We start from the raw sequence: 24,116 nt of genomic DNA, 5'->3' as shown, positions 1-24,116 counted from the left end.
GGACTTACTCAGGCGGTGCGGATGCGCTGGCGGGCGTTGCGGCGCTTGAGAGCGCGGCGCTCGTCCTCGCTCAGGCCACCCCAGACACCGTGGTCCTGGCCGGCTTCGAGAGCCCACGCCAGGCACTGCTCACGCACGTCGCAGCGTCGGCACACCTGCTTGGCTTCCTCGATCTGCATGATCGCGGGGCCGGTGTTGCCGATGGGGAAGAACAGTTCCGGGTCCTCGTCGAGGCATACGGCCCGGTGGCGCCAATCCATGGCGGATCCCATCTCTCTCAGTAGTTGACGTAAGCTGACGGGTAGGTCTGTGCCCAATCAGCGGTGCTGTACTCGTCGGTTCGTCTCGCACTGGGGGGTTTAGTGCGATGCGTTGTGAACGCATTCACGAACGAGACCATGTTCCCAATCTTGGCGGATCGAAACAAGGGTTATGGAGTTGTCGATCCGATCACAACGCTTCCTTAACACTCGGAACTGGCGCAGGGCCGGACTCTCCATCCGGTTATCGGACGGAGCAGCTCTTCCGCAATCACCCGTTCACTGCAGGTAACCGTTCCAACCTTCTTTTGGTTACGCACAACCCTCAAATCCCTGTAGGGCCTTGGGTCCGCGAGGCTCCCGGAGCACATGCGGCACTAAGCTGACGAAGTGCCGACCGACTCCCCAGCTGCCGCCGTCCCGAGACCGCTCAAGCTAGCCGCGGCAGTGGTCGCTTTGGAAGGCCTCGCACTCATCGTTCTCGGAATTGGCGAAGCCTTGACGATTCATGGCGATCGCTTGGTGCTCGGCCTGACCACGGCCGGCTTCTTCCTCGTGTACGGCGTGGCCCTGGGCTTCGTCGCCCGCGGGCTGTGGAAGGCGGTGCGCTGGAGCCGAGGACCGACGGTCTTCACCCAGCTGATCCAGCTCCTGGTGGCGTACAGCTTCTGGGGCGGATCGACCAAGGCTGTCACGATCGCGCTCGCCGTCGCGGCCCTCGCCGTACTGATCTGCGTGTTCCAGAAGGCATCCACCGAGGCGCTGGCCGGTGGCGAGACCAACGATCACCCGGTGCTGTAGGCCCCTTACTCCTTGAGGAGTCCGGCCCGGAGCTCGGTCAGGGTGCGGGCCAGCAGCCGGGAGACGTGCATCTGCGAGATGCCGATCTCCTCGGCGATCTGGGACTGCGTCATACCGCGGAAGAACCGCAAGGTCAGGATCCGCTTCTCACGGGTGTCCAGCTGCGCCAGCAGGGGTTTGAGGGACTCGCGGTACTCGACGCTCTCCAGCGCCTCGTCCTCGCCGCCCAGGCCGTCCAGGACCGTCGTCGCGTCGGTCTCGTTCTGGTCGGGAGCGTCCAGGGACAAGGTGTTGTAAGCGTTCGCGGACTCGAGCCCCTCGATCACCAGATCCGGCGACAGCCCGAGCCGGTCGGACAGCTCGGCCACGGTCGGTGCCCGGCCGAGCTCCTGGGTCAGCTCGGCGGTAGCCGCGGTCAGTGACAGCCGCAGCTCCTGCAACCGCCGCGGCACCCGGATGGCCCAGCCCTTGTCGCGGAAGTATCGCTTGATCTCGCCGAGGATCGTCGGCGTCGCGTACGTCGAGAACTCGACCCCGCGGTCGGAGTCGAAACGGTCGATCGCTTTGATCAGGCCGATCGTGGCCACCTGGACCAGGTCGTCGTACGGCTCGCCGCGGTTGCGGAACCGGCGGGCCAGATGCTCCACCAGCGGCATGTGCAACGCGACCAGGCCGTCGCGCGCCGCGGTGTGCTCGGCGTCACCGGGCCCGGTCGCGGCGGCCATCCGCTGGAAGAAGTCCGCCGTCCGGGTACGCAGATCCGTCGATTCCCGAGGCTCGCTCGGGATCTGCTCGTCACTCACGCGGTCTCCGTCGCGGTGGCGGTGGCCGTCACGGTGATGGTCAGCCGGCCGTCGATGGTCTCCGCCGCGGCGGACTCGACCAGCGCGGTCAGGACGGTCCAGCCGAACGAGTCGGTGTCCGGCATCCAGCCGCTGCGCACCAGCGCGCTCGCCCGCACGGTCAGCTGCGGCGGCTCGATCTCGAAGACGCAGTCCAGGACGCCGTCGGCCGCCTCCGGCAGCAGAATCGCGCAGGCCTCGTCGACGGCGATCCGCAGGTCGTCGATCGCGTCCAGGGTGAAGTCGTTGCGGGCAGCCAGGTTGCCGACCACGGACCGGGGTACGGCGATGTAGGCGCTGTCCGCCGGGATACTCAGGCGGACCTCGGCGGCTCGTCCCCTGCTGCTCACATCGTCTCCCTCGGATCGGTCCCAACGCCGTACATCATCCAACCTCATGGACGCCGATGCACGGCGAACCGGGCCGACCGCGGGAAATCACCTGAAATCAGGGGTGTTCGTGCTCCGAGCGGAGCCTCGACAGGAACGTCTGGGTGCGGGAGTGCTGCGGGTTGTTGATGACGTCCTTGGGCGGACCGGCCTCGACGACCACGCCGCCGTCCATGAACACGACCGTGTCCGCGACGTCGCGGGCGAACGACATCTCGTGGGTGACCACGATCATCGTCATCCCGTCGAGCGCCAGTTCCCGCATCACCGCGAGCACCTCGCCGACCAACTCGGGGTCGAGCGCCGACGTCGGCTCGTCGAACAGCATCAGCTTCGGCTGCATCGCCAGCGCCCGGGCGATCGCCACCCGCTGCTGCTGACCGCCGGACAGCTGCGCCGGATAGGCGTTGCAGCGGTCCGCGAGGCCGACCCGGTCGAGCAGCTTCATCGCCCGTTCCCGCGCGGTCTTCTTCGACTCACGCTTGACCTGGGTGGGCGCCTCGACGATGTTCTCCAGCGCGGTCATGTGCGGGAACAGGTTGAACCGCTGGAACACCATCCCGATCTCGCGCCGCTGCGCCGCGATCTCCTTGTTCTTCAGGCGGTACAGCTTCCCGTCCCGGTCGGCGTACCCCATCAGCTCGTCGTCGACCCAGATCCGGCCGCCGTCGATCGTCTCGAGCTGGTTGATGCAGCGCAGGAACGTCGTCTTGCCCGAACCCGACGGCCCGAGCAGACACACCACCTGCCCGCGCTCGACGTCGAGGTCGATGCCCTTGAGTACTTCGTTGTGGTGGAAGGACTTGGTCACATTGACCGCGTGCACCAGTGGCATCATGCGCCTCCTGCCCCGGCCGGCCGCGCGGCCCGCGGTGCCTTGGTCCCGAAGCCGCGACCGAAGTGCCGCTCGAGGAAGTACTGGCCGACCATCAGCACGCTGGTCGCGGCCAGGTAGTACAGCGTCGCGGCGACCGCGATCGGGAACGTCTTGTAGTAGGTGCTGCCGATCGACTGCAGCTGGTAGAACAGCTCGCCGATCACCGGTACGGCGAGCAGCAGCGAGGTGTCCTTCAGCATCGCGATCGTCTCGTTGCCGGTCGGCGGCACGATCACCCGCATCGCCTGCGGCAGGACGACGCGGCGCATCACCTTGCCGCTGCTCATCCCGAGCGCCTCGGCCGCCTCGGCCTGGCCCTTGTCGACGCTCATGATGCCCGCGCGGGCGATCTCGGCCATGTACGCCGCCTCGGACAGCCCGAGCCCGATCACACCGGCGACGATGCCGGTGAAGACCTGGTTGGCGTCGAGGTTGTAGAACCGCCAGTCGCCCGACAGCCCGAGCCAGTCCATGATCTTCCAGTCGAACGGGATCCCGAACGCGATTCCCTGCGGGAACAAGATCCCCAGCGTGCCCATCGTGAACAGCAGGATGTAGCGCGGGATGCTCCGGAAGAACCAGGTGAACACCCACGACACCCCGGCCAGGATCGGGTTGTCCGACAGCCGCATCACGGCCAGCAGCACGCCGCCGCCGACGCCGACGATCATCGACAGCACGGTGACCAGCAACGTGCCCTTGAGGAACCCGCTGATCACCGGCTGCTGGTTCATCGCCTGGAAGACGAAGCTCCAGTCGAAGGCCTTGTTGGTGACCAGCAGGTGCACCAGCATCCCGGCCAGGATCGCGATCACGGCGATCGCGACCCACCGGCCGGGATGCCGCACCGGTACGGCGTTGATCGCCCCCGGCCGATCGGGGCTCGCGTCCGTCGGCCGGGCTTCAGTTGTATCCGTGCTCATAGGAACCTCACGGGTTCACGGCGAAGTCGGTGAGCGCACCGGAGTCGTTGTTCCACTTCTGCAGCGTGCTCTTGTAGGTGCCCTCGGTGTTCAGGGCCTTCAGCGCCTCGGTGATCGACTGCGCGAACGCCGTCTCCGCCTTCGGGATCACATAGCCGTACGGCGCGGCGTCGTAGATGTCACCGAGCTGCTCGAGCTGACCGTTGGTCTGCTTGATCGCGTACAGCACGACGGGGGAGTCGGCCAGCATCGCGTCGGCCTTCCCGGCGACCAGGTCCGCGGTGGCCTGGTCCTGCTTCTCCCGGACGACCAGCTTGATCTCCGGCTTGCCGGCGGCCTTGCACGCGGCCTGCCGCTTCGGCATGTCGTCCTCGAGCTGCGTCGTACCCTTCTGGACCGCGACGGTCTTGCCGCACGCGTCGTCGGCCTTCACGCCCTTCGGGTTGCCCTTGGCGGTCGCCCAGAGCGTGCCGGCGTTGAAGTAGCTGACCATGTTGACCTGCGCCTTGCGCTTGTCGTTGATCGTGAACGACGAGACGCCGACGTCGTACTTGCCGCTCTGGACGCCGGTGATGATCGTGTCGAAGCCGGCCGGCTGCCAGTCGACCGTGACGCCGAACTTCTGCGCGACCGCGTTGAACAGGTCGACGTCCATGCCGACGACGGTCTTGCCGCCTTGCAGGAACTCGTTCGGCGGGTAGCTGGCGTCCACGCCGACGACGATCTTCCCCGCCGACTTGATCTTCGGCGGCAGCGAACCGCTCAGGTCCGGGCCGCCGCTCGACGGAGCGCTGGAGGGGGCGCTCGACGGTGAGGTGGACGAACCACCTTCGAGAGAGTTCGAACCGCAACCGGCGGCTGCGAGAACCAGGACACCGGACAACGCGAGTGTCCTACGCAGGACAGACATCTAGGTCCTCCAAACCCGGGCACCGGTCTGCCCCGGTGCCATGTGTCCGCATCTTGACACAACGACCTGCGGGCAGCGCACGGACCAACCGGGAAAGGAGACCTATTCGTAGTCGTCACCGCCCGTAACGCTGCGGCCCGTCGATCACCCGGGCACGCAGCGTGACTATCAGGCCGGTTCGACGTGTGTCGGGTCGAGGACCCGGCGGAGGAAGGTCCGGGTGCGTTCCTCCGTGGGGCTGCCGATCACCTCGGCGGGCGGGCCCTGCTCGACGATGACGCCGCCGTCCATGAAGACGACCCGGTCCGCCACCTCGCGGGCGAAGGCCATCTCGTGCGTGACGACGAGCATCGTCATACCGTCCAGGGCGAGCTTGCGCATCACCGTGAGTACGTCGCCGACGAGCTCCGGGTCGAGCGCGGACGTCGGCTCGTCGAACAGCATCAGCGCCGGGTCCATCGACAGTGCCCGCGCGATCGCGACCCGTTGCTGCTGGCCGCCGGACAGCTGCGCCGGGTACGCGTCGATCTTGTCGCTCAACCCGACCCGCTCCAGATTGGCGCGGGCGACCCGGTCCGCGTCGTCCTGCGTGCGCTTGAGAACGGTGCGCTGGGCAACGGTGCAGTTCGCCAGCACGGACAGGTGCGGGAACAGGTTGAACTGCTGGAACACCATCCCGATCTGCTGCCGGGCCGCGTCCAGGTGGCAGTCGGGATCGGTGATGTCCTCACCGCGGACGATCACCTGTCCTTCCTGGGGCTGCTCGAGCAGGTTCACGCACCGGAGCAGTGTCGACTTGCCCGACCCGGACGGGCCGATGACGCAGACCACCTCGCCCTGCTCGACGGTGAAGTCGATCCCGCGCAGGACGTGGTTGCTGCCGAACGACTTGTGCAGGTTCTTGATTTCGACCAGTGCCATCAGCGCGTCCTCGCAGTTCGTGCTTCCAGCCGGCGGGCCAGGATGCCCAGTGGCAGGGTGATCACCAGGTAGCAGAAGCCGCAGACCACGATCGGGGTCAGGTTCGAGTACGTGTTGGCCAGGTCCCGGCCGAAGCCGGTCAGCTCGTAGCCATCCGCGGCGACACCGATCATGAACACCAGCGACGAGTCCTTCACCAGCAGGATCAAGTCGTTCGTCAACGGTGGCAGCACGATCCGGAACGCCTGCGGGAGCACGATCTTCCGCATCGCCAGCCCGGCCGGCATCCCGAGTGACCGGGCCGCCTCGACCTGTCCCTTCGGCACCGCCTGGATACCGGCCCGGATGACCTCGGCCATGTAGGCCGATGCCACGATCCCGAGCGCGAGCCACACCACGCCGTACGGGTCCCACGGGATCGTCATCCCGGGGAACGCGAGCGGCAGCAAGCTGAACGCGATGAACACCACGATCGCGGGCAGTCCACGGAAGAACTCGATGTACGCCGTCGCGATCCACCGGTACGGGCCGACCTGGCTGAGTTTCATCAACGCCAGCAGGGTGCCGCCGGCCAGACCGATCACGAACGCGCCGGCCGTGTACTCGAGCGTCTTCAGCAGGGCCTTGAGCACGCCGTCGGTGAACGTCGACCTGATGAACTCCGGCTTGAAGAACACGCTGCCGATCTGGTGCCAGTTCGCGACGAACACCGCGACCAGGACCAGCACGACCAGGACGGCGTACTGGATCCAGCGGGAGCGCTGGGCCCGCTGCCGCGGGCTCAGCCCCTTCCGCTCAACAGGAGTATCGGTTGAGGTGCTCACTTCGCCGGCTCAACCCCGAACCACTTCTTGTAGATCTCGTTGTACTTGCCGTCGGACTTCGCCTTGGTCAGCAGCTCGTTGAACTTCGCCACCAGCTTCGGGCCGCTGCCGTCCTTGAGCGCGCCGAAGCCGTACTGCTCACCGGTGTTGAACTCGGCCACCACGGCCATGTCCGGGTTGTCCTTGACGAAGTCGTACAGCACGCCGTTGTCGTTGATCGCGGCGGCGACCCGGCCGGACTTCACGTTGTTCTCCTGCAGCGCGAGGTCGTTGAACGGGATCACCGTGTACCCGTTCGCGGCGGCGTTCTCGTCGGCGTACTTCTTGCCGGTGGTGTCGGCCTGCGCGCCGAGCTTCTTGCCGCGCAGATCGGCCAGCGTCTTGATGCCGGAGTCCTTCTTGGCCATCAGCACCTGGGTGGCGTCCATGTACGGATCGGTGATGCTGATCGCGGCCTGACGCTCCTTGGTGATCGTCATCGCGCCCATACCCATGTCGCACTTCTTCGCCTGGAACGCGGCGCCGGACGTCACCTGGGCCCACTCGATGTTGACCACGTCCTGCTTCAGGCCGAGGTCGTCGGCGACCAGGTTGAGCAGGTCCACGTCGAAGCCGACGACGTCGGTGCCGTCCTTGTACTGGAAGGGCTTGTACGGCAGGTGGGTGCAGACGGTGAGCTTGCCCGGCTTGACCAGCGTGATGCCGGCCGCCTTCGCCTTGTCATCGGAACCACCGCTGCCCGAGTCGCTGCCGCAGGCGGACAGGGACAGTCCGAGTACGGCGGCCAGCGCGACAGCTACTCGAGTCATGCGGGGAGTGGGGACGAAATTCATCGCGAGTTCTCCTCGGCAGGGGTTGTGAGTCCACGAATCCTGGCACACGAGGGGGGATGTGGGGCCCCTCACAGCAGACCAGTAGGGTCTGTGGTTTACTTTCCCGCACGGGCGATCCCCTGCTTCTGAACACTGCAACCGAGTCTTCCGAAAGGGTCCGTCCATGGTCGCCCAGCCCGTTGAAACGTCTATTTCCGATCCGTTCGCCGGTGACGCCGTCTTCGAACTGCACCGCGGCGGCAAGATCGAGGTGTCGTCCTCGATCCACGTCCGCGATGCCGATGACCTCTCCAAGGCGTACACGCCCGGCGTCGCCCGGGTCTGCACCGCGATCGCCGAAGATCCCTCGCTGGTACGCCGCTACACGTGGAAGTCCAACGTGGTGGCTGTCGTCACCGACGGCACCGCCGTCCTCGGGCTCGGCGACATCGGACCGGCCGCCTCGCTGCCGGTGATGGAGGGCAAAGCCCTGCTGTTCAAGGAGTTCGGCGGCGTCGACTCGGTCCCGATCGCGCTGGACTGCACCGACGTGGACGAGTTCGTCGAGACGGTCGCGCGGATGGCGCCGACGTTCGGGGGGATCAACCTCGAGGACATCTCTGCGCCGCGCTGCTTCGAGATCGAGCGCCGGCTGAAGGAGCGGCTCGACATCCCCGTCTTCCACGACGACCAGCACGGTACGGCGGTCGTCGTACTCGCCGCTCTGCGCAACGCGCTGCGCGTCACGGGCAAGGCGATCGAGGACATCCGGGTGGTGATCTCCGGCGCCGGCGCGGCCGGGGTGGCGTGTGCGCGGATTCTGCTGCAGGCCGGCGTCGGCGACCTCGCCGTGGTGGACAGCAAGGGCGTACTGCACGAGGACCGCCCCGACCTGAACCCGGTGAAGCTGTCGCTGGCCCGCGACACCAACACCGGCGGCCTGTCCGGCCGGCTGGTCGACGCGCTCGAGGGCGCGGACCTCTTCCTCGGCGTCTCCGGCGGGACCGTGCCGGAGGAGGCGGTCGCGAAAATGGCCCCGAACGCGATGATTTTCTCGCTCGCGAACCCGAATCCCGAGGTGCACCCGGATATCGCCCACCGGCACGCCGCGGTGGTCGCCACCGGCCGCTCGGATTTCCCGAACCAGATCAACAACGTGCTGGCATTCCCCGGCATCTTCCGCGGCGCCTTCGACGCCAACGCCTCGCGGATCACCGAGGGGATGAAGCTGGCAGCTGCCGACGCCCTCGCCGGGCTCATCTCGGCCGACGACCTCCGCCCCGGCTACATCATCCCGTCGCCGTTCGACGAGCGGGTGGCCCCGGCGGTCGCGGCCGCGGTCGCCGCAGCCGCCGCGACCGACGGCGTCGCCCGTCCGGCCTGAGCAAAGTGTTGCTCAGAGCAACTTTCCCCGCGCTTCGTTGGTTGTTTTCCGCCAGTTATCAAACGCTTCTTGGAAACCTATTGACTTAACAAACCGCCGCAGCCACCATTGGCGTGGTTTTGCCCGCCGGGCATTCCGCACAGGACCGATGGTTGGAGGCTGCTATGAAGCTCAGGCCCGCATTCGGAGCCGTCGCGGCGGTCGCCGCCGCGACCCTCGCACTGGGTGGGTGTGCGCAGAGCAGCACCGCCACCCAGGGCGGAGGGGCCGGCGACGTGAAGACGGTCAGGGTCTTCATCAGCGGTGACACGAACATCCAGAAGCTCTGGGCGAACGACCTCGGCCCGGCGTTCGAGAAGGCCAACCCCGGCTACAAGGTCCAGGTCACGCTCGACCTGCACGGCGAGCACGACGCCCAGACGATGGCGAAGCTGTCGGCGTCGGTCGCGCAGAAGAAGGACCCCGGCTTCGACGTCGTCGACGGCGGCTTCGTGCCGAAGGCATCGACCGCGAACCTGCTGGAGCCGGCGGACTCGGAGAAGATCTCCGCGCTGTCCGAGATCCCGGCCGACGTCGTAAAGGCCGGCGGCACCGGCGGGATCCCGTACCGCGGGTCCTCGGTGCTGCTCGCCTACGACACCAAGACCGTCCCGGCCCCGCCGAAGACGCTGGACGAGCTGCTCGCGTGGATCAAGGCGCACCCCGGCAAGTTCACCTACAACTCGCCCAAGTCGGGTGGTTCCGGCGGATCGTTCGTGGCCACCGTGCTCGACAAGTACGTGCCGGCCGACGCCCGGCAGAAGATGACGGTCGGCTACGACAAGGGCCTGGAGTCCAACTGGGACCAGGGCTTCGCGACGCTGCACGGTCTCAACCCGTACGTGTACCAGAAGGGCGTCTACCCCAACGGCAACCAGCAGGTGCTGGACCTGCTCGCGAACGGGCAGATCTCGATGGCCCCGGTGTGGTCCGACATGTTCACGACCGCCGTCGCGAACGGCGCGATCCCCGCGACGGTCAAGTCCACGCAGATCTCGGACCCGTCCTTCACCGGCGGTGCGGCGTACCTCGGCATCCCGGCCAACAGTCCCAGCAAGGACGCGGCGCTGAAGCTGGTGAACTTCGTCGAGCAGCCTGAGCAGCAGGCGATGATCGTCAAGGACATCTCGGGCTACCCGGCGATCTCGATCGACAAGCTGCCGCAGGAGCTGCAGGCCAAGTTCGCGAACGCCGACACGAACAACCTGCGCAAGGGCTACTTCGACTCGATGACCAAGGACCTCAACCAGCTCTGGGACCAGAAGGTCCCCGGCAAGTGACGGCGGAAGCCGAAGCCCGCCCGGCTGTCGTGATCCGGCCCGCTGCCCAGGCGGCGGGCCGGACCCGGGGCTTGCTGATGGCGCTCCCGCCGATGGTGCTGATCGCGTTCTTCATCGGCTTCCCGGTCGTCCTCGCGTTCGCGTTCAGCCTCGGGTTCACCGGCGGCCTGAACCGCACGGTCGCGCTGATCGGCCAGAACGTCCACACAGCGCACGGCTTCGTCCCGACGCTGTCGGCGTACGCCGAGATGTTCACCAACGCACGGTTCCTCGGCGACCTGGTCGTCACGGTGGTCGTGACACTTGTGAGCACCACTGTCGTCATCGTGCTCGCGGTCGGCATCGGGTTGTACCTGAAGTTCTCCGGCGGGCTGATCGGCAAGCTACTGTCGGCGCTCGCCGTGATCCCGCTCTTCATCCCGGTGGTCATCGCCTCCTGGGCCATCCTCGGGTTCTACTCCGCCAACGGCTTCCTGCGCAGCGTCTTCGCGCAGTTCGGGCTCGGCTTCCCGATCTGGTCGTACACGCTGGTGACCGTCGTCATCGGCTCGGTCTGGACGTCGCTGCCGTTCGCGACCCTGCTGGTCACCTCGGGGATGCAAGCTGTCCCGCAGGCGATGATCGACGCGGCGCGCGACGCCGGCGCCTCGTTCTGGCGAGTGGTCGGGAGCGTCGTGGTTCCGATGGCGGGGGTGCCGATCATCATCGCGACGACATTCACCGCGATCGGGATCCTCGGCTCGTTCACCGTGCCGTACTTCACCGGCCCGAACTCGCCGAACATGCTCGGGGTCGACATGTCGAACTACTTCTCGGCGTTCAACCAGCCGCAGCAGGCCGTCGTGATCGCGTTCATCGTGTTCGCGATCGCGTCCGGGATCGCGGCGGTCTACGTCTGGGCGAACTTCCGCTCGGCCAAGGAAAGCGGGGCGGTCTGATGCCCAGGACACTGTCCCGCGGCGTGGTCGTCCTGCTCGCCGCCGTACTGGCGCTGTTCATCATCGGACCGCTGCTGTGGCTGGCCATGCGGGCGTTCGCGGCCAGCTGGACGTACCCGGACCTGTTGCCGGATGCATGGACCTTCCGGTGGTGGAGCGTCGTGTTCAGCGACCGGGCGCTCGGGGTCGCCGTACAGAACTCGCTGTTCTTCGCGCCGATCACCGTGCTCGTCTCCGCGGTGATCTGCCTGCCGGCCGCGTACGCGTTCGCGCGCTTCGAGTTCCCGGGGCGGCGGTTCTTCCTGATCGGGGTGTTCGCGGCGAACTCGTTCCCGAAGATGGGCCTGTTCGTCTCGCTCGCCGCACTGTTCTACGCGCTGAATCTGATGAACACGATCCTCGGCATCCTGGTCGTGCACGTGCTCGGCACGGTCGTGTTCATGACCTGGATCCCGGCCGCCGCATTCGCCGCCGTACCGCGCAGTCTCGAGGAGGCCGCGCGGGACGCGGGTGCGTCGAAGCCGCGGACGTTCTTCAGCGTGACGCTGCCGATGGCGCTGCCGGGGATCCTGGTGGCCGCGATCATGAGCTTCCTGTCCTCGTTCGACGAGGCCCAGGGCACGTACCTGGTCGGCGCGCCGGACTACATGACGATGCCGACCCAGATGTACAGCCTCGTGCTCAACTACCCGACCCAGGTGGCGGCGGTCTTCTCGATCCTGCTCGCCATCCCCTCCGTGGCGTTGCTGCTGGCCGCGCACAAGCACATCGTCGGCGGCCACCTCGCCGAGGGCTTCCAGATCAAGTAGAGGGCACCATGACCACAACAGTTTCCGGCGGTCTCGACATCGAGGGCCTGCACAAGGTCCTCGGCGGCCGGAGCATCATCCACAGCCTCGACATGACCGTGCGCCCGGGTGAGCTGGTCTCGCTGCTCGGCCCGTCCGGGTGCGGCAAGACCACGACGCTGCGGATGATCGCCGGCTTCCTCACCCCGGACGCGGGCTCGATCAAGGTCGGCGGCCGGGAGGTCGTGCACCTGGGTCCCGAGCGCCGTCCGAGCGCGATGGTGTTCCAGAACTACGCGCTCTGGCCGCACATGACGGTGGCCAAGAACGTCGGCTTTCCGCTGAAGCTGCGCAAGCGGCCGAAGGCAGAGATCGCCGAGCGGGTCGACGCCGCCCTCGAACTGGTGAACCTCGTCCACCACAAGGACTCGCGCCCGGCGCGGATCTCCGGCGGCGAACAGCAGCGTACGGCGCTCGCGCGGGCGCTCGTCCAGGAGCCGGAGCTACTGCTGCTCGACGAGCCGCTCAGCAACCTCGACGCGAAGCTGCGGGTGAAGGTCCGCGAGGACATCCGCGAGATCCAGCAGCGGCTGGGGATCACCACGGTCATCGTCACCCACGATCAAGAGGAGGCGATGTCGGTCTCGGACCGGATCGCGGTGATGAACAACGGCCGGATCGAACAGTTCAGTACGCCGGCCGACCTCTACGGAACGCCGGCCACCGAGTTCGTCGCGACGTTCATCGGCAGCCTCAACCGGCTCGAGGGTGCGATCAAGGACGGCCGGGTAGTGCCCGGCTCGGGCGTGGTCGGGATACGGCCCGAGGATGTTGTCTTCGGCACCGAATCCCGCGGGCTCGCCGCGACCGTCGAACGCGTCGTCCCGCGCGGGCACTTCGCCGAGCTGTACCTGCGCCGCGAGGACGCCGTACTGCGTGCCTACGTGACCGGTCTCCCGCCCGCTGTCGGGGCGACCGGCTGGGCGCGGATCGAGAAGTGGCTCGAATTCGAGGACGGCCGGCTCGTCGGCCAGGGAACGGCGGCATGAGCACGACGCGAGCCACCGCACATCGTGGAGACGTCGAACGGCACCGGGAGAACACGATCGCGGCGGTGCGCTCGGCCGTCGACGCGGGCGCCGCGTTCATCGAGATCGACGTCCGGGTGACCCGGGACGGTCGCGTCGTACTCCTGCACGATGCGACCCTCGAGCGTCTGTGGGGTCTCGACCGGGAGGTCTCGCAGGTCGACTGGACCGACGTCGCGGCGCTCGGCGAGGGTTCGGTTCGTATTCCCCTGCTCGCGGATGTGCTCGCGCTCGCGGCCGGGACGGAATCGACGCTGCTGTTCGATGTCGGTGCGCCTGAGGTCGTCGAGGCCGCGATGCGGGTCGTGCTGGGCTCCGGAGTACAGGTGGCCTGGTGCGGTGACCTGGAGGCGCTGAGGACCATCCGGGTGCTCGACCCGGAGGCGAGCATCTGGCTCCCGTGGGACCGCCGCGACCTGCCGTCCGCGGAGGTCCTCGGTGAGTTGCGGCCCGACGTCATCAACTCCGAGTACCTCGTCCTCAGCCCCGAGCTCGTCGACGTCGTACACCGTGCGGGGCTCGAGCTCGCGTGCTGGACGGTCGACGACGAGGAGGCGATGCGCTGGGTCCTCGCCCGTGGCGTGGACATCGTCACGACCAACCGGCTCGGCGTACTCCGGAAGGTCGTCGCGGAAGGGCCGGAGTCGTGGGAACGAGCGTCGCGGCCGGCCAAGCTCACCGGTGACGAGCTGGCTGAGGCGATCGCAGTCGCCGGTGAACTCGCGCGGTGGGCCAACGCCTTCACCCGCAGCGCCGACCTCGGCGACGTCCGCAGTAAGGCAGATGCCGCAGACCTGGTCACGGCGGTCGACACTGCCGTCGAGAAGCACGTCCGCGAGGTCATCGCCGAACGGCTGCCAGGGCACCTCGTGGTCGGCGAGGAACTCGGCGGCACCGCCCGTCCCGGCACCCCGTGTTGGTACGTCGACCCCGTAGACGGCACCGCCAACCTCGCAAACGGCGTGCCTTGGACGGCCTTCTCCCTGGCCCTCGCCATCGACCGCGAACCCTTCGTAGCCGTCGTCGGCGACGTCTGGCGCAACCAGATCTTCACCGCGGTCGCGGGCCACGGCGCCCACCTGGACGACCGCCCCCTCAACCTCGCCCCACCCAGCCCGGCGTCCAGCGCCGCGGATGGGTCCGCGTCCAGTGGGGTGGACAGCTCGGACAGCCCGGCGTCCAGCGCGGGTGGGTCTACCGGCGGGCTTGCCGGGAAGATTGTGTGTACCGAGTTGCTGAACCACTCGCCGTGGCCTGGGATGGAGCTGTTTCTTGACGGGCTTCGGGAGCGGTTCTGCACGCTGCGGGTGATGGGGTCCGGGACGCTTACTCTCGCCGGTCCTGCGGCCGGCCGCGGTGTGGGTGCCGTGATCGAGCGGTTCAGCCCGATCGACCACCTCGCGTCGGCACTCGTGGTCCGGGAAGCCGGCGGTGTGCTGCTGGACGACAACGGCAACGAGACCGTCTGGCCCGACTCCGGCGGCATCCTGGCGGCCGACCCGGACCACGCGCAGGAGCTCTACAAGCTCTGGTCGGTCGCGCGCCGGCAGCTGCTTTCCAGGCCGAGGTGAGTTCTGTAACTGACTCCGCCCAGACCACCGCCTAAGGTGGTCCGCATGCTTGCTGCCTATGCCGCCAAGTTCGACGCCGACGACCCGATCTCCGCGTTGGAGGTGGGGGAGCGGCCGGAGCCTGAGGTCCCCGAGGGCTGGGTGACCATCGACGTGAAGGCAACCGCGCTGAACCATCACGATCTGTGGTCGTTGAAGGGGGTCGGGCTGGCCGAGCAGAACCTCCCGATGATCCTCGGCTGCGATGCGGCCGGCGTGGACCCGGACGGCAACGAGGTCGTCGTGCACGCGGTGGTCTCGGATCCGGCGTGGAAGGGCGACGAGACGCTCGACCCGAAGCGGTCGCTGCTGAGCGAGCGGTACCAGGGCACGCTCGCGCAGAAGGTCGCCGTACCCGCGCGGAACGTCGTACCGAAGCCGGCCGGGCTGTCCTTCGAGCAGGCGGCGTGTCTGCCGACGGCGTGGCTCACGGCGTACCGGATGTTGTTCACGCAGTCGGGTCTGAAGCCGGGCGACACCGTGCTCGTGCAGGGTGCGGGCGGTGGCGTGGCGACCTCGCTGATCACGCTGGCGCGGGCCGCGGGGATGCGGGTGTGGGCGACCAGCCGGGACGAGGCGAAGCGGGCCAAGGCGATCGACATCGGCGCGCACGAGGCGTTCGAGTCCGGCGCGCGGATGCCGGAGCGGGTCGACGCGGTGATGGAGACGGTCGGGCAGGCGACCTGGGCGCACTCGCTGAAGTCGCTCAAGCAGGGCGGCACGCTGGTGATCTCCGGCGCGACCAGCGGCCAGGCGCCGAAGTCGGCCGAGCTGAACCGGATCTTCTTCCTCCAGTTGCGGGTCCAGGGCTCCACGATGGGTACGCGGACCGAGCTGGCCGAGCTGCTGCAGTTCATGGCGACCGCCGGCATCTCGCCGCACATCGACTCGATCTTCCCGCTCGCGGACGCCCGCGACGGCTTCGCGAAGATGAACGCGGGCGACGTCTTCGGCAAGATCGTCTTTACTGTCTGAGTGCAACCCGAGATCCGCCCCGTCACTGTTGACGACGCCGAGGCCGCGGCCTGGTGTCACCTGCTCTGCTGGCGGGAGGCGTACGCCGGCCTGGTGCCGGCCGACCTGCTGCTGGAGCGTACGTCGAACCTCGAGCGCCGGATCGAACGCTGGACCACACCCCTGGGCGAGGGCCGGCGCCGCTGGATCGCGGTGAACCCGGATCCGGACGCGCCGGTCCAGGACCGGGTGGCCGGATTCGTCGGGATCGGCCCGGGTCGCGACGAGGACGCGCCGGTGCCGTTCGAGCTGGAGGCGATCTACACCCGGCAGGCGTTCTGGAAAACCGGACTCGGCACCCGGCTGCTGGATGTTGCCGTCGGCAAACAGCCCGCGTTCCTCTGGGTCTTCGAGGGCAACGAGCAGGCGCTGGGCTTCTACCGCCGGCACGGGTTCGCGCCGGACGGTGTCGGCAAGCACGATCCGTACTTCGACCTGCGTGAGATCCGTCTCGTCCGGCGTGGACGTTTCACGCCGGAAACATAGGCGTCGCACCGGGGCAATGCGACGGGTTCAGTCTGTTCCTACCGATCCGCCCGATCGATGAGGAGCGATGAGCCCATGAGGCCTACTTTGACGGTGATCGTTGACCCGGCCGACCGCTGGATGACGAAGGCCGCGTGCGTCGGACAAGCCCCGTCGTACGACGAGACTGCGACGCAGTGGGAGCAGCGGAAGGCGCAGGCGATCTGCCTGACCTCCTGCCCGGTGATCGAGGAATGCCGGGAGTGGGCCCGCCGGACGAAGTTCACCGGCACCGCCGCCGGCGAGAAGTTCCTCTACGGCCGCCGCCGCGGCCGCCCGGGCCCCCAGGAACGCCGCAACCGCCCGCCCCTCATCGACGAGGAGCAGCAGGCCAGCTAGCCACCCCCGTTCGGTCGGCAGGGTCAGACGTTGACGAGCTCGTCGGCGCGCTTGGCGTCGGCGGGCTCTTCTGTGCGGCGGAACGGTGAGGTGATCGTCCGCAAGACCTGGTCGCGGTTGTGGATCGCCGCGCCGACCGCCAGCACGAGGTAGATCGCGCTGATCACGTAGCGCCCGGTCTGTCCCGGTACGGCGAACTGGATCGCGAACAGCCCCAGCAACGTCCACGCCGCCCAGCGCGGGAAGCGCAGGTTCAGCAGGATCGCGATCCCGAGCAGGGTCTGCGTGGCGGTCAGGAGGAACTCCTCGACCTGCCGGCCGTCGAGGTGCAGCGCCGCACCGCCGCCGCCGATCCCGTAGGCGATCGGGAGGCTGCCGATCAGCAGGGTCCACTGGTTCACCTTCGCGGAGATCAGCAGGCCCAGCGCGGCCGCGCCCTTGCCCCGCCAGGCGAACAGGATCGCCACGATGAACTCCGGCGCCTCGGACGCCAGCGGCGCCAGCCACTGGACCAGCAGGAACTGGTCGATCCCGAGCGCGTGCCCGCCTTGCACGAGCGAATCCGCGAACGGCTCCGCGGCCGCCAGGATGATCCCGGCCGAGACCAGGAACATCGCGGTCACGGTGATCCGCCGCTGCACCCGTGGCAGCGCGCCGATCGTCGCGGCCGGGCCGATCAGGTCCGGCTCGTCGTCGTGCTCGGACGTGGCCGCGCGGTACAGGTAGTACGCGAAGAAGGCGAGCAGCAGGATCCCCAGCACCAGGTGGATCTCGCCGGTCACCGGGATCACGAACGCGACCACACCGGCGACGGCGAGGAACCCGAGCTCCCGGCGGTACCCGGACTCGAGCACCAGCGCCTTGACGGATTGCCCGCTGCGCCGCGAGGCGACGTACAGGCTGATCAGCACGACGCTCGACCAGCCGAGGCCGAGGAGCAGCCGGTTGGACCCGGTCATGTTGGCGGCGGCGAACTGCACGTAGTCCGGATTCGAGCCGGCGGTGTGGGCGAAGTACAGATCGACCGCGTACTCCGGGAGGACTGCGATGACCGCCAGGAGCGCGATCGCCAGACCGCCCGATATGTCCATCTCCGCGGCCTCGGCCGCCCAGGCGAGCACGAAGGATGCGGCGACCACGGCGAGGCCGAAGATCAGCATCGAGCCCAGTGCCGGCGGATGGGTGCCGGTGAGCCGGAGGGCGACCGCGGGGGTCGCCACCAGGAACAGCAACAGCACGGGGCGGAGCGCTCGGAACATGGTTCCAGCCTGCCACCGTTTCGATACTTTCGCAATTGCGAAAGTGTGAGACCGTTGTCACGACGGCCCGGCGAGCTGTCCGCGGACCGGTCTACCGGTCACAATGACAGCGCGATGACCAACCCTGAACCGACGAAGGCTCAGCTCGATTCCGCCGCGGGCACCTTCGCCATGCTCTCCGCACCCGTCCGGCTGCACTTGGTGTCGCTGGCCGCGCAAGGGGAGTACGACGTCGGGACCCTGGCGGAGCGAGTCGGCGTGAGTATCGCCACCGCCAGCCAGCACCTCGGCAAGCTCCGCCTGGCCGGGATCATCACCGCGCGCCGCGAGGGCCGCCGGCACATCTACACCGTCGACGACCCGCACGTGCTCAACCTGGTCGACCAGATCTTCGAGCACATCGCCCCCGACGGCTCCCTCGCCCCGGACCCACCGCGCCGTACGCGACCGCCACACACCGACTAGAGCGGTCACGGATCCGTAAGGCGCCGGGGGTTTTGCCTCGGCTCGCTGCGTCCTACCTTCAGGGCAGGGGCGGTTGTGATGAGGGAAGCCTGGGAGTTGTTGACTGCGGGTCCTGACGATGCCGAGCGCGCGGTCCTGCTGTTGCCCGGCGGCGCCAACGCGGCCCGCTCGTTCGACCTGGTGATGGCTGAGCCGGCGTTGGCCGGCGTACGTCTGGTGGCTACGACGCTGCCGGGCATGGCGGGTGCCCCGCCGGTGGGGGATGTCTCCGTGCCGGGTCTGGCCCGTCGGGCCGGCGAGTTGGCCGAGCTGCACCGCTGCGATGTGGTCGCAGGCTTCTCCCACGGCGCGACGGTGGCCTTGGAGATGCTGCTGGGCGGTCATTTCCGGGGGCCGGTCGTGCTCCTGGGCATCAGCCTGACGACCGCGGAGGAAGCCGGGTTCTTCCGCGGAGTGGTGGGGGCGTCGCAGCGGTTGGGCAGTTGGCCGATGGCAGTTCTGTTCAAGCTCATGCCGCTGATGGCCAAGTCTGCCAAGACACCGGCGCCGCACAAGCGGGAGTTGATCGAGGACCTCAAGCAGAACCGGGCCGCCGCTGCGATGCAGCTGCTCGGCCCGTACCTCGACTACCTGGCCGCCGACCGGGACTATGCCGCCGAGTTGGCCGCATCGGGCCGTCCGGTGTGGGTGGTCCACGCCGAGAAGGGCGACGGCGGCCTCAGCGACGCTCAGCGTGACACGCTCGAGGCCGCGGCCAACGTGACTGTGGTGACGATCCCGGGCGCGGTGTTCTTCCTCCCGGACGAGGCGCCGGCACAGGTCGCCGCAGCGGTCGCCGACGCCCTCTTGCGAGTGCCCGGGAGCTAGACGATGTGCCGCAGGTACCGCTGCGGTCCTTGCAGGTAGGCCTTCCAGTTCTGCACGAGTTCCAGTTCGTCCCACGTCGTACGCCGGATGCCCCACTCGCCGACCTCGAGGATCGTGGCGCCGGGCAGGGCTGAGATGACGGGGGAGTGGGTCGCGCACAGGACCTGGGAGCCGTGCTCGGCGAGCTGGTTGAGTACGCCGATGACGGCGAGGCTGCTGGAGAACGACAGGGCCGACTCGGGTTCGTCGAGGCAGTAGAAACCCTGGCGGGTGAAGCGGTCGCTGATCAGGTTGAGGAAGCTCTCGCCGTGGCTCATCTCGTGGAACGCCGGCTCGTTGCGAGTGCCCGGATTCTGCTCCAGGTAGGTGTAGAAGCCATGCATCGTCTCGGCGCGCAGGAAGAAGCCGGCGCGCTTGGCGCCGACGCCGCGGGTCAGCTGCAGGTCGTCGGCGAGCGACGACTCGGTCGCCCGGGTGGTGAGGCGGGCGCCGGTGGAGCCGCCTTCAGGTGAGAGGCCGAACGCGATGGCGATCGCCTCGACCAGCGTGGACTTGCCCGCGCCGTTCTCGCCGACGAGGAAGGTCACGCCCGCGTCGAGGTCCAGCCCGTCGGTCAGCAGTTGGCGGATGGCGGGAATCGTGTGCGGCCAGCGCCCGGACGGACGAATGCCCTCCGCCGCGGCAACCCGGCGCACGGGCTGATCGGCGAAGGGCATTCGCTCAGGTTACTAGTCGTCTTCGTCGTCGAGGCGGGCCAGCCAGGTGGCGAAGCGCTCGATCGGGGTCTCGAACTCGGGGTTCAGGTCGACGAACTCACGCAGCCGTTCGGCCACGAAAGCGAGCGTGACGTCCTCCTCGCCACGCCGCTTCTCGAGCTCCTCGATCCCGCGGTCGGTGAAGTACACGTCAGCTGAACGCCTGCTTCAGCAGCGTCGCCTGCTCGGTGCCGTGGACACCGTGCGAGCCGACCGCCGGGGCCGCCATGGCCGGCCGGGACACCCGGTAGAACGGCTTGCCGCCCAGGTGCTCGGTCAGGTTCAGCGCCATGAACGGCCACGGACCCTGGTTCGCCGGCTCGTCCTGCACCCAGCGGATCTCGGTCGCGTTCGGGTACTTCGCCAGCTCGGCCGCGATCTCCTCGGCCGGCAGCGGGTACAACTGCTCCACCCGCAGTACCGCCGTACTGATCTTGTCCGGCTCGACCTTCTTGCGCTCGGCCAGCAGGTCGTAGACGATCCGGCCCGAGGCCAGGATGACCCGCTCGACGGTCGCCGGGTTCGCCTCGGCCTCCGCGTCGTTGATCACCGGCCGGAAGGTGCCGTGGGTCAGCTCCTCCGGCCGCGACACGGCCTCCTTGCGCCGCAGCAGCTGCTTCGGTGTGAACACGACCATCGGGTTGTGCTCCTCGCCGAGCGTGTGCCGGCGCAGCAGGTGGAAGTACGACGCCGGGGTCGACGGCTGGGCGACGGTCATCGCGTTCTCCGCGCACAGCGCGAGGAACCGCTCGATCCGGGCCGAGGTGTGGTCCGGGCCCTGGCCCTCGTAGCCGTGCGGCAGCAGCAGCACGACACCGGACTTCTGGCCCCACTTCGCCTCACCGGACGAGATGTACTCGTCGATGACCGACTGCGCGCCGTTGACGAAGTCGCCGAACTGCGCCTCCCACAGCGTCAGCGCCTCCGGCCGCGCCACGGAGTACCCGTACTCGAAGCCGAGCGCTGCGTACTCGCTGAGCAACGAGTCGTAGACGTAGAAGTTCGCCTGAGCGTCGTCCAGGTTCTGCAGCGGGACATAGTCCTGGCCGTTGACCCGGTCGATGACCGCGGCGAACCGCTGCACGAACGTCCCGCGGCGGCTGTCCTGACCCGCGAGCCGGACCGGCCGGCCCTCGAGCAGCAGCGAACCGAAGGCGGTGATCTCCGCGCTGGCCCAGTCGATCGGGCCCTCGGTGATCGCGTGCGCCCGGCGCTGCAGCTGCGGCATCACCTTCGGGTGGACGGTGAAACCGGCCGGCAGCGTGGTGTGCGCGTCGGCGATCTTCTTCAGCACCTCGGGCGTGGTCGCGGTCGCGTCCGGGCCTTCGGGCTTGTCCGGGTAGACCGGGGCCGTGACGTACGGCGCCGGGGTGTCCGGCTGGCTCTTCGCCTCGCGGACCTCCGCGAACACCCGCTCCAGCCGGTGCTGGAAGTCCATCATCGCCTGCTCGGCCTCTTCGATCGTGATGTCGCCACGACCGATCAGGGCCTCGGTGTACAGCTTGCGGACCGAGCGCTTCTGCTCGATCAGGTCGTACATCAGCGGCTGGGTGAACGACGGGTCGTCACCCTCGTTGTGACCGCGGCGGCGGTAGCAGACCAGGTCGATGACGACGTCCTTGTTGAACGCCTGCCGGTACTCGAAGGCCAGGTCGGCGACCCGGATGCACGCCTCGGGGTCGTCGCCGTTGACGTGGAAGATCGGCGCCTGCACCATCCGCGCGACGTCGGTGGAGTACATCGACGAGCGGGACGAGGCCGGCGAGGTGGTGAAGCCGACCTGGTTGTTCACGATCACGTGGATCGTGCCGCCGGTGCGGTAACCGCGCAGCTGGGACAGGTTCAGCGTCTCGGCCACGACGCCCTGGCCGGCGAAGGCCGCGTCGCCGTGGACGAGCACCGGCAGCACCGGGAAGGCCGCGCCGCGGTCCAGGATGTCCTGCTTGGCCCGGACGATGCCCTCGAGCACCGGGTCGACGGTCTCCAGGTGGGACGGGTTCGCCGCCACCGACACCTTGATCTTGTCCCCGAACTCCGAGACGAACTCGCCCTCGGCGCCCAGGTGGTACTTGACGTCACCGGAGCCCTGCACGGTCCGCGGGTCGATGTTGCCCTCGAACTCGCGGAAGATCTGGCCGTACGACTTGCCGACGATGTTCGCCAGCACGTTCAGCCGGCCGCGGTGGGCCATGCCGATCGCAACCTCTTCCAGGCCGGCGCCGGCCGCCTCCTCGCAGAGCTCGTCGAGCAGCGGGATCGTGGTCTCCCCGCCCTCGAGCGAGAACCGCCGCTGACCGACGTACTTGGTCTGCAGGAAGGTCTCGAACGCCTCGGCCTCGTTCAGCTTGGCCAGGATCCGCAGCTGCTCCTCGCGCGGCGGCTTGGTGTGCGGCCGCTCGATCCGCTCCTGCAGCCACTTGCGCTGCTCGGGGTCCTGGATGTGCATGTACTCGATACCGGTGGTCCGGCAGTACGAGTCGCGCAGGATGCCGAGGATCTCGCGCAGCTTCATGAACCGCCGGTCGCCGCCGAACGAGCCGGTGGCGAACTCGCGGTCCAGGTCCCACAGCGTCAGGCCGTGGGTGGCGACGTCGAGGTCGGGGTGGCTGCGCTGCTTGTACTCCAGCGGGTCGGTGTCGGCCATGATGTGGCCGCGCACCCGGAAGGCGTGGATCAGCTCGAGGATGCGGGCCTGCTTGCTGATGTCCTCCTCGTGGCTGTGCGGGAGGTCGGCGGCCCAGCGGATCGGCTCGTACGGGATCCGCAGCGACTGGAAGATCTCGTCGTAGAAGCCCTCGCCGCCGAGCAGCAGCTGGTGCAGGCGGCGCAGGTACTCACCCGACTGGGCGCCCTGGATGATCCGGTGGTCGTACGTCGAGGTCAGCGTCATCACCTTGCTGACCGCGAGCTTGGCCATCGTCTCGTCGGCCGCACCCTGGTACTCCGGCGGGTACTCCATCGCGCCGACGCCGATGATGCAGCCCTGGCCGGTCATCAGCCGCGGCACCGAGTGCTGGGTGCCGATCGTGCCGGGGTTGGTCAGGCTGATCGTGGTGCCCTGGAAGTCGGGCAGCGCGAGCTTGTTGTCCCGGGCCCGGCGGACGATGTCCTCGTAGGCCATCCAGAAGTCGGCGAAGGTCATCGTCTCGGCGGACTTGATCGACGGCACCAGCAGCTGCCGGGTGCCGTCCGGCTTCTGCATGTCGATGGCCAGGCCGAGGTTGATGTGCGCCGGGTTGACCAGGGTCGGCTTGCCGTCGGTCTCGTCGTACGACGCGTTCATCTCCGGCAGCGTCTTCAGCGCCTTGACCAGCGCCCAGCCGATCAGGTGCGTGAACGACACCTTGCCGCCGCGGGCGCGCTTGAGGTGGTTGTTGATGACGATGCGGTTGTCGATCAGCAGCTTGACCGGGACTTGGCGGACACTGGTCGCGGTGGGGACCGTGAGGCTGGTCTCCATGTTCTGCGCCGTCCGGGCCGGGGCACCGCGCAGGATCTTCCGCTCGGTCTCGTCGGTCGCCGCGGGCTGCGCCGTCTTGGGCTGCGCCGCCTTGGGCTGCGCCGGCTGTGCGGGTGTCGGCTGGTTCACCGTGCCTCCGGTCGGGGCGGCCTTCTGGGGTACGGCGGCCTGCGCAGGAGCCGGCGTCTGGGTAGCGGGGGACTGCGGCGCCGCCGCGGCGGCGGGAGCGTTCGAAGCGGGCACGGTCGGCGCACTGCCGCGGCTCGGCGCCTCAGGCGTCTTGTTGTCGGACACCGCGTCGGGCCGGGGAGCGTCGGCCGGGGTGGTCGTCACCGGCTTCGCGTCGCCATCGGGGTTATACGTCTTGAAGAAGTCGAGCCACGCCGGATCCACCGAATTCGGGTCCTGCTGGTACTTCTCGTACAGCTCGTCGACCAGCCATTCGTTCGCACCGAAGGCTGCTAGGGGGTTGGTGTCTGATGGCTCGGTGGCCACTTGGCAGTTCGCCTCTTCCGATTTCGGGTCCGGTAGCACGGTTAATTCAGATGTTATGGGTGGTGTCCCAAGCAAAGGCTAATAGCACCCGGACCACTTCCACAGCCCGGGACCATCGGACCAGTGTGTCGAGTGGTCGGGCCCCGGCGAGTCGATCCGCCGGCGCCTGAAACACTGCTCACAAAGGTGTTTCAGGACACACGCCCTCCTCTCACCGTCAGTCGGTGCGGAGAGCAACGGCAGGTGCTCCG

At 68.1% G+C, this 24,116-nt stretch carries 25 protein-coding genes; 12 read left to right on the top strand and 13 right to left on the bottom strand.

Annotation, left to right across the window (positions count from 1 at the left end; translation table 11 throughout):
• Positions 1-8: 8 nt before the first annotated feature.
• Positions 9-260, bottom strand: a complete 252-nt coding sequence (locus tag ABT313_RS32315) for a WhiB family transcriptional regulator (protein ID WP_130383822.1) — start codon at positions 258-260, stop codon at positions 9-11.
• Between the two features lie 390 nt (positions 261-650).
• Between ABT313_RS32315 and ABT313_RS32310 the strand changes: the two genes are divergently transcribed.
• Positions 651-1,061, top strand: a complete 411-nt coding sequence (locus ABT313_RS32310; RefSeq protein WP_350861637.1) for a hypothetical protein — start codon at positions 651-653, stop codon at positions 1,059-1,061.
• Positions 1,062-1,066: 5 nt separating this feature from the next.
• Here ABT313_RS32310 and ABT313_RS32305 read toward each other — a convergent pair whose 3' ends face one another.
• The 8 genes from ABT313_RS32305 to ABT313_RS32270 form a co-directional block, all read right to left on the bottom strand.
• A complete protein-coding gene (locus tag ABT313_RS32305; RefSeq protein WP_350861635.1) occupies positions 1,067-1,864 on the bottom strand; it encodes an RNA polymerase sigma factor SigF in 798 nt (265 codons plus the stop codon).
• Positions 1,861-2,253, bottom strand: coding sequence for an ATP-binding protein (locus ABT313_RS32300; protein WP_350861633.1), 393 nt, complete (start codon positions 2,251-2,253; stop codon positions 1,861-1,863). The genes ABT313_RS32305 and ABT313_RS32300 overlap by 4 nt, the downstream gene beginning before the upstream one ends.
• Positions 2,254-2,350: 97 nt before the next feature.
• On the bottom strand, positions 2,351-3,130 hold the full coding sequence (locus tag ABT313_RS32295; protein ID WP_350861631.1) for an amino acid ABC transporter ATP-binding protein: 780 nt from the start codon (positions 3,128-3,130) through the stop codon (positions 2,351-2,353).
• Entirely contained in the window at positions 3,127-4,092 is a 966-nt protein-coding gene (locus tag ABT313_RS32290) for an amino acid ABC transporter permease (protein ID WP_350861629.1), read from the bottom strand. The genes ABT313_RS32295 and ABT313_RS32290 overlap by 4 nt, the downstream gene beginning before the upstream one ends.
• A 7-nt stretch (positions 4,093-4,099) precedes the next feature.
• Positions 4,100-5,002 carry an ABC transporter substrate-binding protein gene (locus ABT313_RS32285; RefSeq protein ID WP_350861627.1) on the bottom strand — a complete coding sequence of 301 codons (903 nt, stop codon included), beginning with the start codon at positions 5,000-5,002 and terminating at the stop codon, positions 4,100-4,102.
• A 168-nt stretch (positions 5,003-5,170) separates the two neighbouring features.
• On the bottom strand, positions 5,171-5,923 hold the full coding sequence (locus ABT313_RS32280) for an amino acid ABC transporter ATP-binding protein (RefSeq protein WP_350861625.1): 753 nt from the start codon (positions 5,921-5,923) through the stop codon (positions 5,171-5,173).
• Entirely contained in the window at positions 5,923-6,747 is an 825-nt protein-coding gene (locus ABT313_RS32275) for an amino acid ABC transporter permease (RefSeq protein WP_350861623.1), read from the bottom strand. The genes ABT313_RS32280 and ABT313_RS32275 overlap by 1 nt, the downstream gene beginning before the upstream one ends.
• The gene (locus tag ABT313_RS32270; protein WP_350861621.1) at positions 6,744-7,556 is read right to left on the bottom strand and encodes an ABC transporter substrate-binding protein; all 813 of its coding nucleotides are present in this window, start codon (positions 7,554-7,556) and stop codon (positions 6,744-6,746) included. Before ABT313_RS32270 ends, ABT313_RS32275 begins: the two co-directional genes overlap by 4 nt.
• Before the next feature lie 187 nt (positions 7,557-7,743).
• Here ABT313_RS32270 and ABT313_RS32265 point away from each other — a divergent pair, with 187 nt between their 5' ends.
• The 9 genes from ABT313_RS32265 (at position 7,744) to ABT313_RS32225 (ending at position 16,564) form a co-directional block, all read left to right on the top strand.
• A complete protein-coding gene (locus tag ABT313_RS32265) occupies positions 7,744-8,943 on the top strand; it encodes an NAD(P)-dependent malic enzyme (protein WP_350861619.1) in 1,200 nt (399 codons plus the stop codon).
• Between the two features lie 164 nt (positions 8,944-9,107).
• The gene (locus ABT313_RS32260) at positions 9,108-10,262 is read left to right on the top strand and encodes an extracellular solute-binding protein (protein WP_350861617.1); all 1,155 of its coding nucleotides are present in this window, start codon (positions 9,108-9,110) and stop codon (positions 10,260-10,262) included.
• The gene (locus ABT313_RS32255; RefSeq protein WP_350861615.1) at positions 10,259-11,200 is read left to right on the top strand and encodes an ABC transporter permease; all 942 of its coding nucleotides are present in this window, start codon (positions 10,259-10,261) and stop codon (positions 11,198-11,200) included. The genes ABT313_RS32260 and ABT313_RS32255 overlap by 4 nt, the downstream gene beginning before the upstream one ends.
• Positions 11,200-12,009 carry an ABC transporter permease gene (locus ABT313_RS32250; RefSeq protein WP_350861613.1) on the top strand — a complete coding sequence of 270 codons (810 nt, stop codon included), beginning with the start codon at positions 11,200-11,202 and terminating at the stop codon, positions 12,007-12,009. The genes ABT313_RS32255 and ABT313_RS32250 overlap by 1 nt, the downstream gene beginning before the upstream one ends.
• A gap of 8 nt (positions 12,010-12,017) precedes the next feature.
• The gene (locus tag ABT313_RS32245; protein WP_350861611.1) at positions 12,018-13,037 is read left to right on the top strand and encodes an ABC transporter ATP-binding protein; all 1,020 of its coding nucleotides are present in this window, start codon (positions 12,018-12,020) and stop codon (positions 13,035-13,037) included.
• On the top strand, positions 13,034-14,647 hold the full coding sequence (locus tag ABT313_RS32240) for an inositol monophosphatase family protein (RefSeq protein ID WP_350861609.1): 1,614 nt from the start codon (positions 13,034-13,036) through the stop codon (positions 14,645-14,647). The genes ABT313_RS32245 and ABT313_RS32240 overlap by 4 nt, the downstream gene beginning before the upstream one ends.
• Before the next feature lie 45 nt (positions 14,648-14,692).
• The gene (locus ABT313_RS32235) at positions 14,693-15,661 is read left to right on the top strand and encodes a zinc-binding dehydrogenase (RefSeq protein ID WP_350861607.1); all 969 of its coding nucleotides are present in this window, start codon (positions 14,693-14,695) and stop codon (positions 15,659-15,661) included.
• Complete coding sequence (locus ABT313_RS32230) at positions 15,662-16,186, top strand: GNAT family N-acetyltransferase (RefSeq protein WP_350861606.1); 525 nt, start codon at positions 15,662-15,664, stop codon at positions 16,184-16,186.
• Between the two features lie 75 nt (positions 16,187-16,261).
• Positions 16,262-16,564, top strand: a complete 303-nt coding sequence (locus tag ABT313_RS32225) for a WhiB family transcriptional regulator (RefSeq protein ID WP_350861604.1) — start codon at positions 16,262-16,264, stop codon at positions 16,562-16,564.
• A gap of 23 nt (positions 16,565-16,587) precedes the next feature.
• Here the strand turns inward: ABT313_RS32225 and ABT313_RS32220 are convergent, their stop codons facing one another.
• Positions 16,588-17,823: a calcium:cation antiporter family protein gene (locus tag ABT313_RS32220; RefSeq protein WP_350861602.1), complete on the bottom strand. Its 1,236-nt coding sequence runs from the start codon at positions 17,821-17,823 to the stop codon at positions 16,588-16,590.
• Between the two features lie 114 nt (positions 17,824-17,937).
• On the opposite strand from ABT313_RS32220, the gene ABT313_RS32215 reads away from it, so the two are divergent.
• A complete protein-coding gene (locus tag ABT313_RS32215) occupies positions 17,938-18,288 on the top strand; it encodes an ArsR/SmtB family transcription factor (protein ID WP_134109011.1) in 351 nt (116 codons plus the stop codon).
• 78 nt (positions 18,289-18,366) lie between these two features.
• Complete coding sequence (locus ABT313_RS32210; protein WP_350861599.1) at positions 18,367-19,155, top strand: alpha/beta fold hydrolase; 789 nt, start codon at positions 18,367-18,369, stop codon at positions 19,153-19,155.
• Here ABT313_RS32210 and ABT313_RS32205 read toward each other — a convergent pair.
• The 3 genes from ABT313_RS32205 to ABT313_RS32195 are packed head-to-tail and all read right to left on the bottom strand — an operon-like array spanning position 19,152 to position 23,865.
• Entirely contained in the window at positions 19,152-19,871 is a 720-nt protein-coding gene (locus ABT313_RS32205; protein ID WP_350861597.1) for an AAA family ATPase, read from the bottom strand. The two genes, ABT313_RS32210 and ABT313_RS32205, sit on opposite strands and share 4 nt — an antisense overlap.
• Positions 19,872-19,883: 12 nt before the next feature.
• Positions 19,884-20,060 (bottom strand): DUF6104 family protein, encoded by a 177-nt coding sequence (locus ABT313_RS32200; RefSeq protein ID WP_165546322.1) that lies wholly within the window; start codon positions 20,058-20,060, stop codon positions 19,884-19,886.
• 1 nt (position 20,061) lies between these two features.
• The gene (locus tag ABT313_RS32195; RefSeq protein WP_350861594.1) at positions 20,062-23,865 is read right to left on the bottom strand and encodes a multifunctional oxoglutarate decarboxylase/oxoglutarate dehydrogenase thiamine pyrophosphate-binding subunit/dihydrolipoyllysine-residue succinyltransferase subunit; all 3,804 of its coding nucleotides are present in this window, start codon (positions 23,863-23,865) and stop codon (positions 20,062-20,064) included.
• Positions 23,866-24,116 lie beyond the last annotated feature (251 nt).

Source organism: Kribbella sp. NPDC000426, assembly GCF_040300265.1.
Taxonomy (GTDB): Bacteria; Actinomycetota; Actinomycetes; order Propionibacteriales; family Kribbellaceae; genus Kribbella.
Note: the sequence above shows the minus strand (reverse complement) of the source record. Positions and strands in the feature narration are given on the sequence as shown.

Excerpts from the sequence above, each read along its gene's own strand:
- ABT313_RS32315 (WP_130383822.1), bottom strand. The coding sequence starts at position 260 with ATGGATTGGCGCCACCGGGCCGTATGCCTCGACGAGGACCCGGAACTG.
- ABT313_RS32295 (WP_350861631.1), bottom strand. The coding sequence starts at position 3,130 with ATGATGCCACTGGTGCACGCGGTCAATGTGACCAAGTCCTTCCACCAC.
- ABT313_RS32290 (WP_350861629.1), bottom strand. The coding sequence starts at position 4,092 with ATGAGCACGGATACAACTGAAGCCCGGCCGACGGACGCGAGCCCCGAT.
- ABT313_RS32285 (WP_350861627.1), bottom strand. The coding sequence starts at position 5,002 with ATGTCTGTCCTGCGTAGGACACTCGCGTTGTCCGGTGTCCTGGTTCTC.
- ABT313_RS32280 (WP_350861625.1), bottom strand. The coding sequence starts at position 5,923 with ATGGCACTGGTCGAAATCAAGAACCTGCACAAGTCGTTCGGCAGCAAC.
- ABT313_RS32270 (WP_350861621.1), bottom strand. The coding sequence starts at position 7,556 with ATGACTCGAGTAGCTGTCGCGCTGGCCGCCGTACTCGGACTGTCCCTG.
- ABT313_RS32265 (WP_350861619.1), top strand. The coding sequence starts at position 7,744 with ATGGTCGCCCAGCCCGTTGAAACGTCTATTTCCGATCCGTTCGCCGGT.
- ABT313_RS32260 (WP_350861617.1), top strand. The coding sequence starts at position 9,108 with ATGAAGCTCAGGCCCGCATTCGGAGCCGTCGCGGCGGTCGCCGCCGCG.
- ABT313_RS32250 (WP_350861613.1), top strand. The coding sequence starts at position 11,200 with ATGCCCAGGACACTGTCCCGCGGCGTGGTCGTCCTGCTCGCCGCCGTA.
- ABT313_RS32245 (WP_350861611.1), top strand. The coding sequence starts at position 12,018 with ATGACCACAACAGTTTCCGGCGGTCTCGACATCGAGGGCCTGCACAAG.
- ABT313_RS32240 (WP_350861609.1), top strand. The coding sequence starts at position 13,034 with ATGAGCACGACGCGAGCCACCGCACATCGTGGAGACGTCGAACGGCAC.
- ABT313_RS32235 (WP_350861607.1), top strand. The coding sequence starts at position 14,693 with ATGCTTGCTGCCTATGCCGCCAAGTTCGACGCCGACGACCCGATCTCC.
- ABT313_RS32225 (WP_350861604.1), top strand. The coding sequence starts at position 16,262 with ATGAGGCCTACTTTGACGGTGATCGTTGACCCGGCCGACCGCTGGATG.
- ABT313_RS32220 (WP_350861602.1), bottom strand. The coding sequence starts at position 17,823 with ATGTTCCGAGCGCTCCGCCCCGTGCTGTTGCTGTTCCTGGTGGCGACC.
- ABT313_RS32215 (WP_134109011.1), top strand. The coding sequence starts at position 17,938 with ATGACCAACCCTGAACCGACGAAGGCTCAGCTCGATTCCGCCGCGGGC.
- ABT313_RS32210 (WP_350861599.1), top strand. The coding sequence starts at position 18,367 with ATGAGGGAAGCCTGGGAGTTGTTGACTGCGGGTCCTGACGATGCCGAG.
- ABT313_RS32205 (WP_350861597.1), bottom strand. The coding sequence starts at position 19,871 with ATGCCCTTCGCCGATCAGCCCGTGCGCCGGGTTGCCGCGGCGGAGGGC.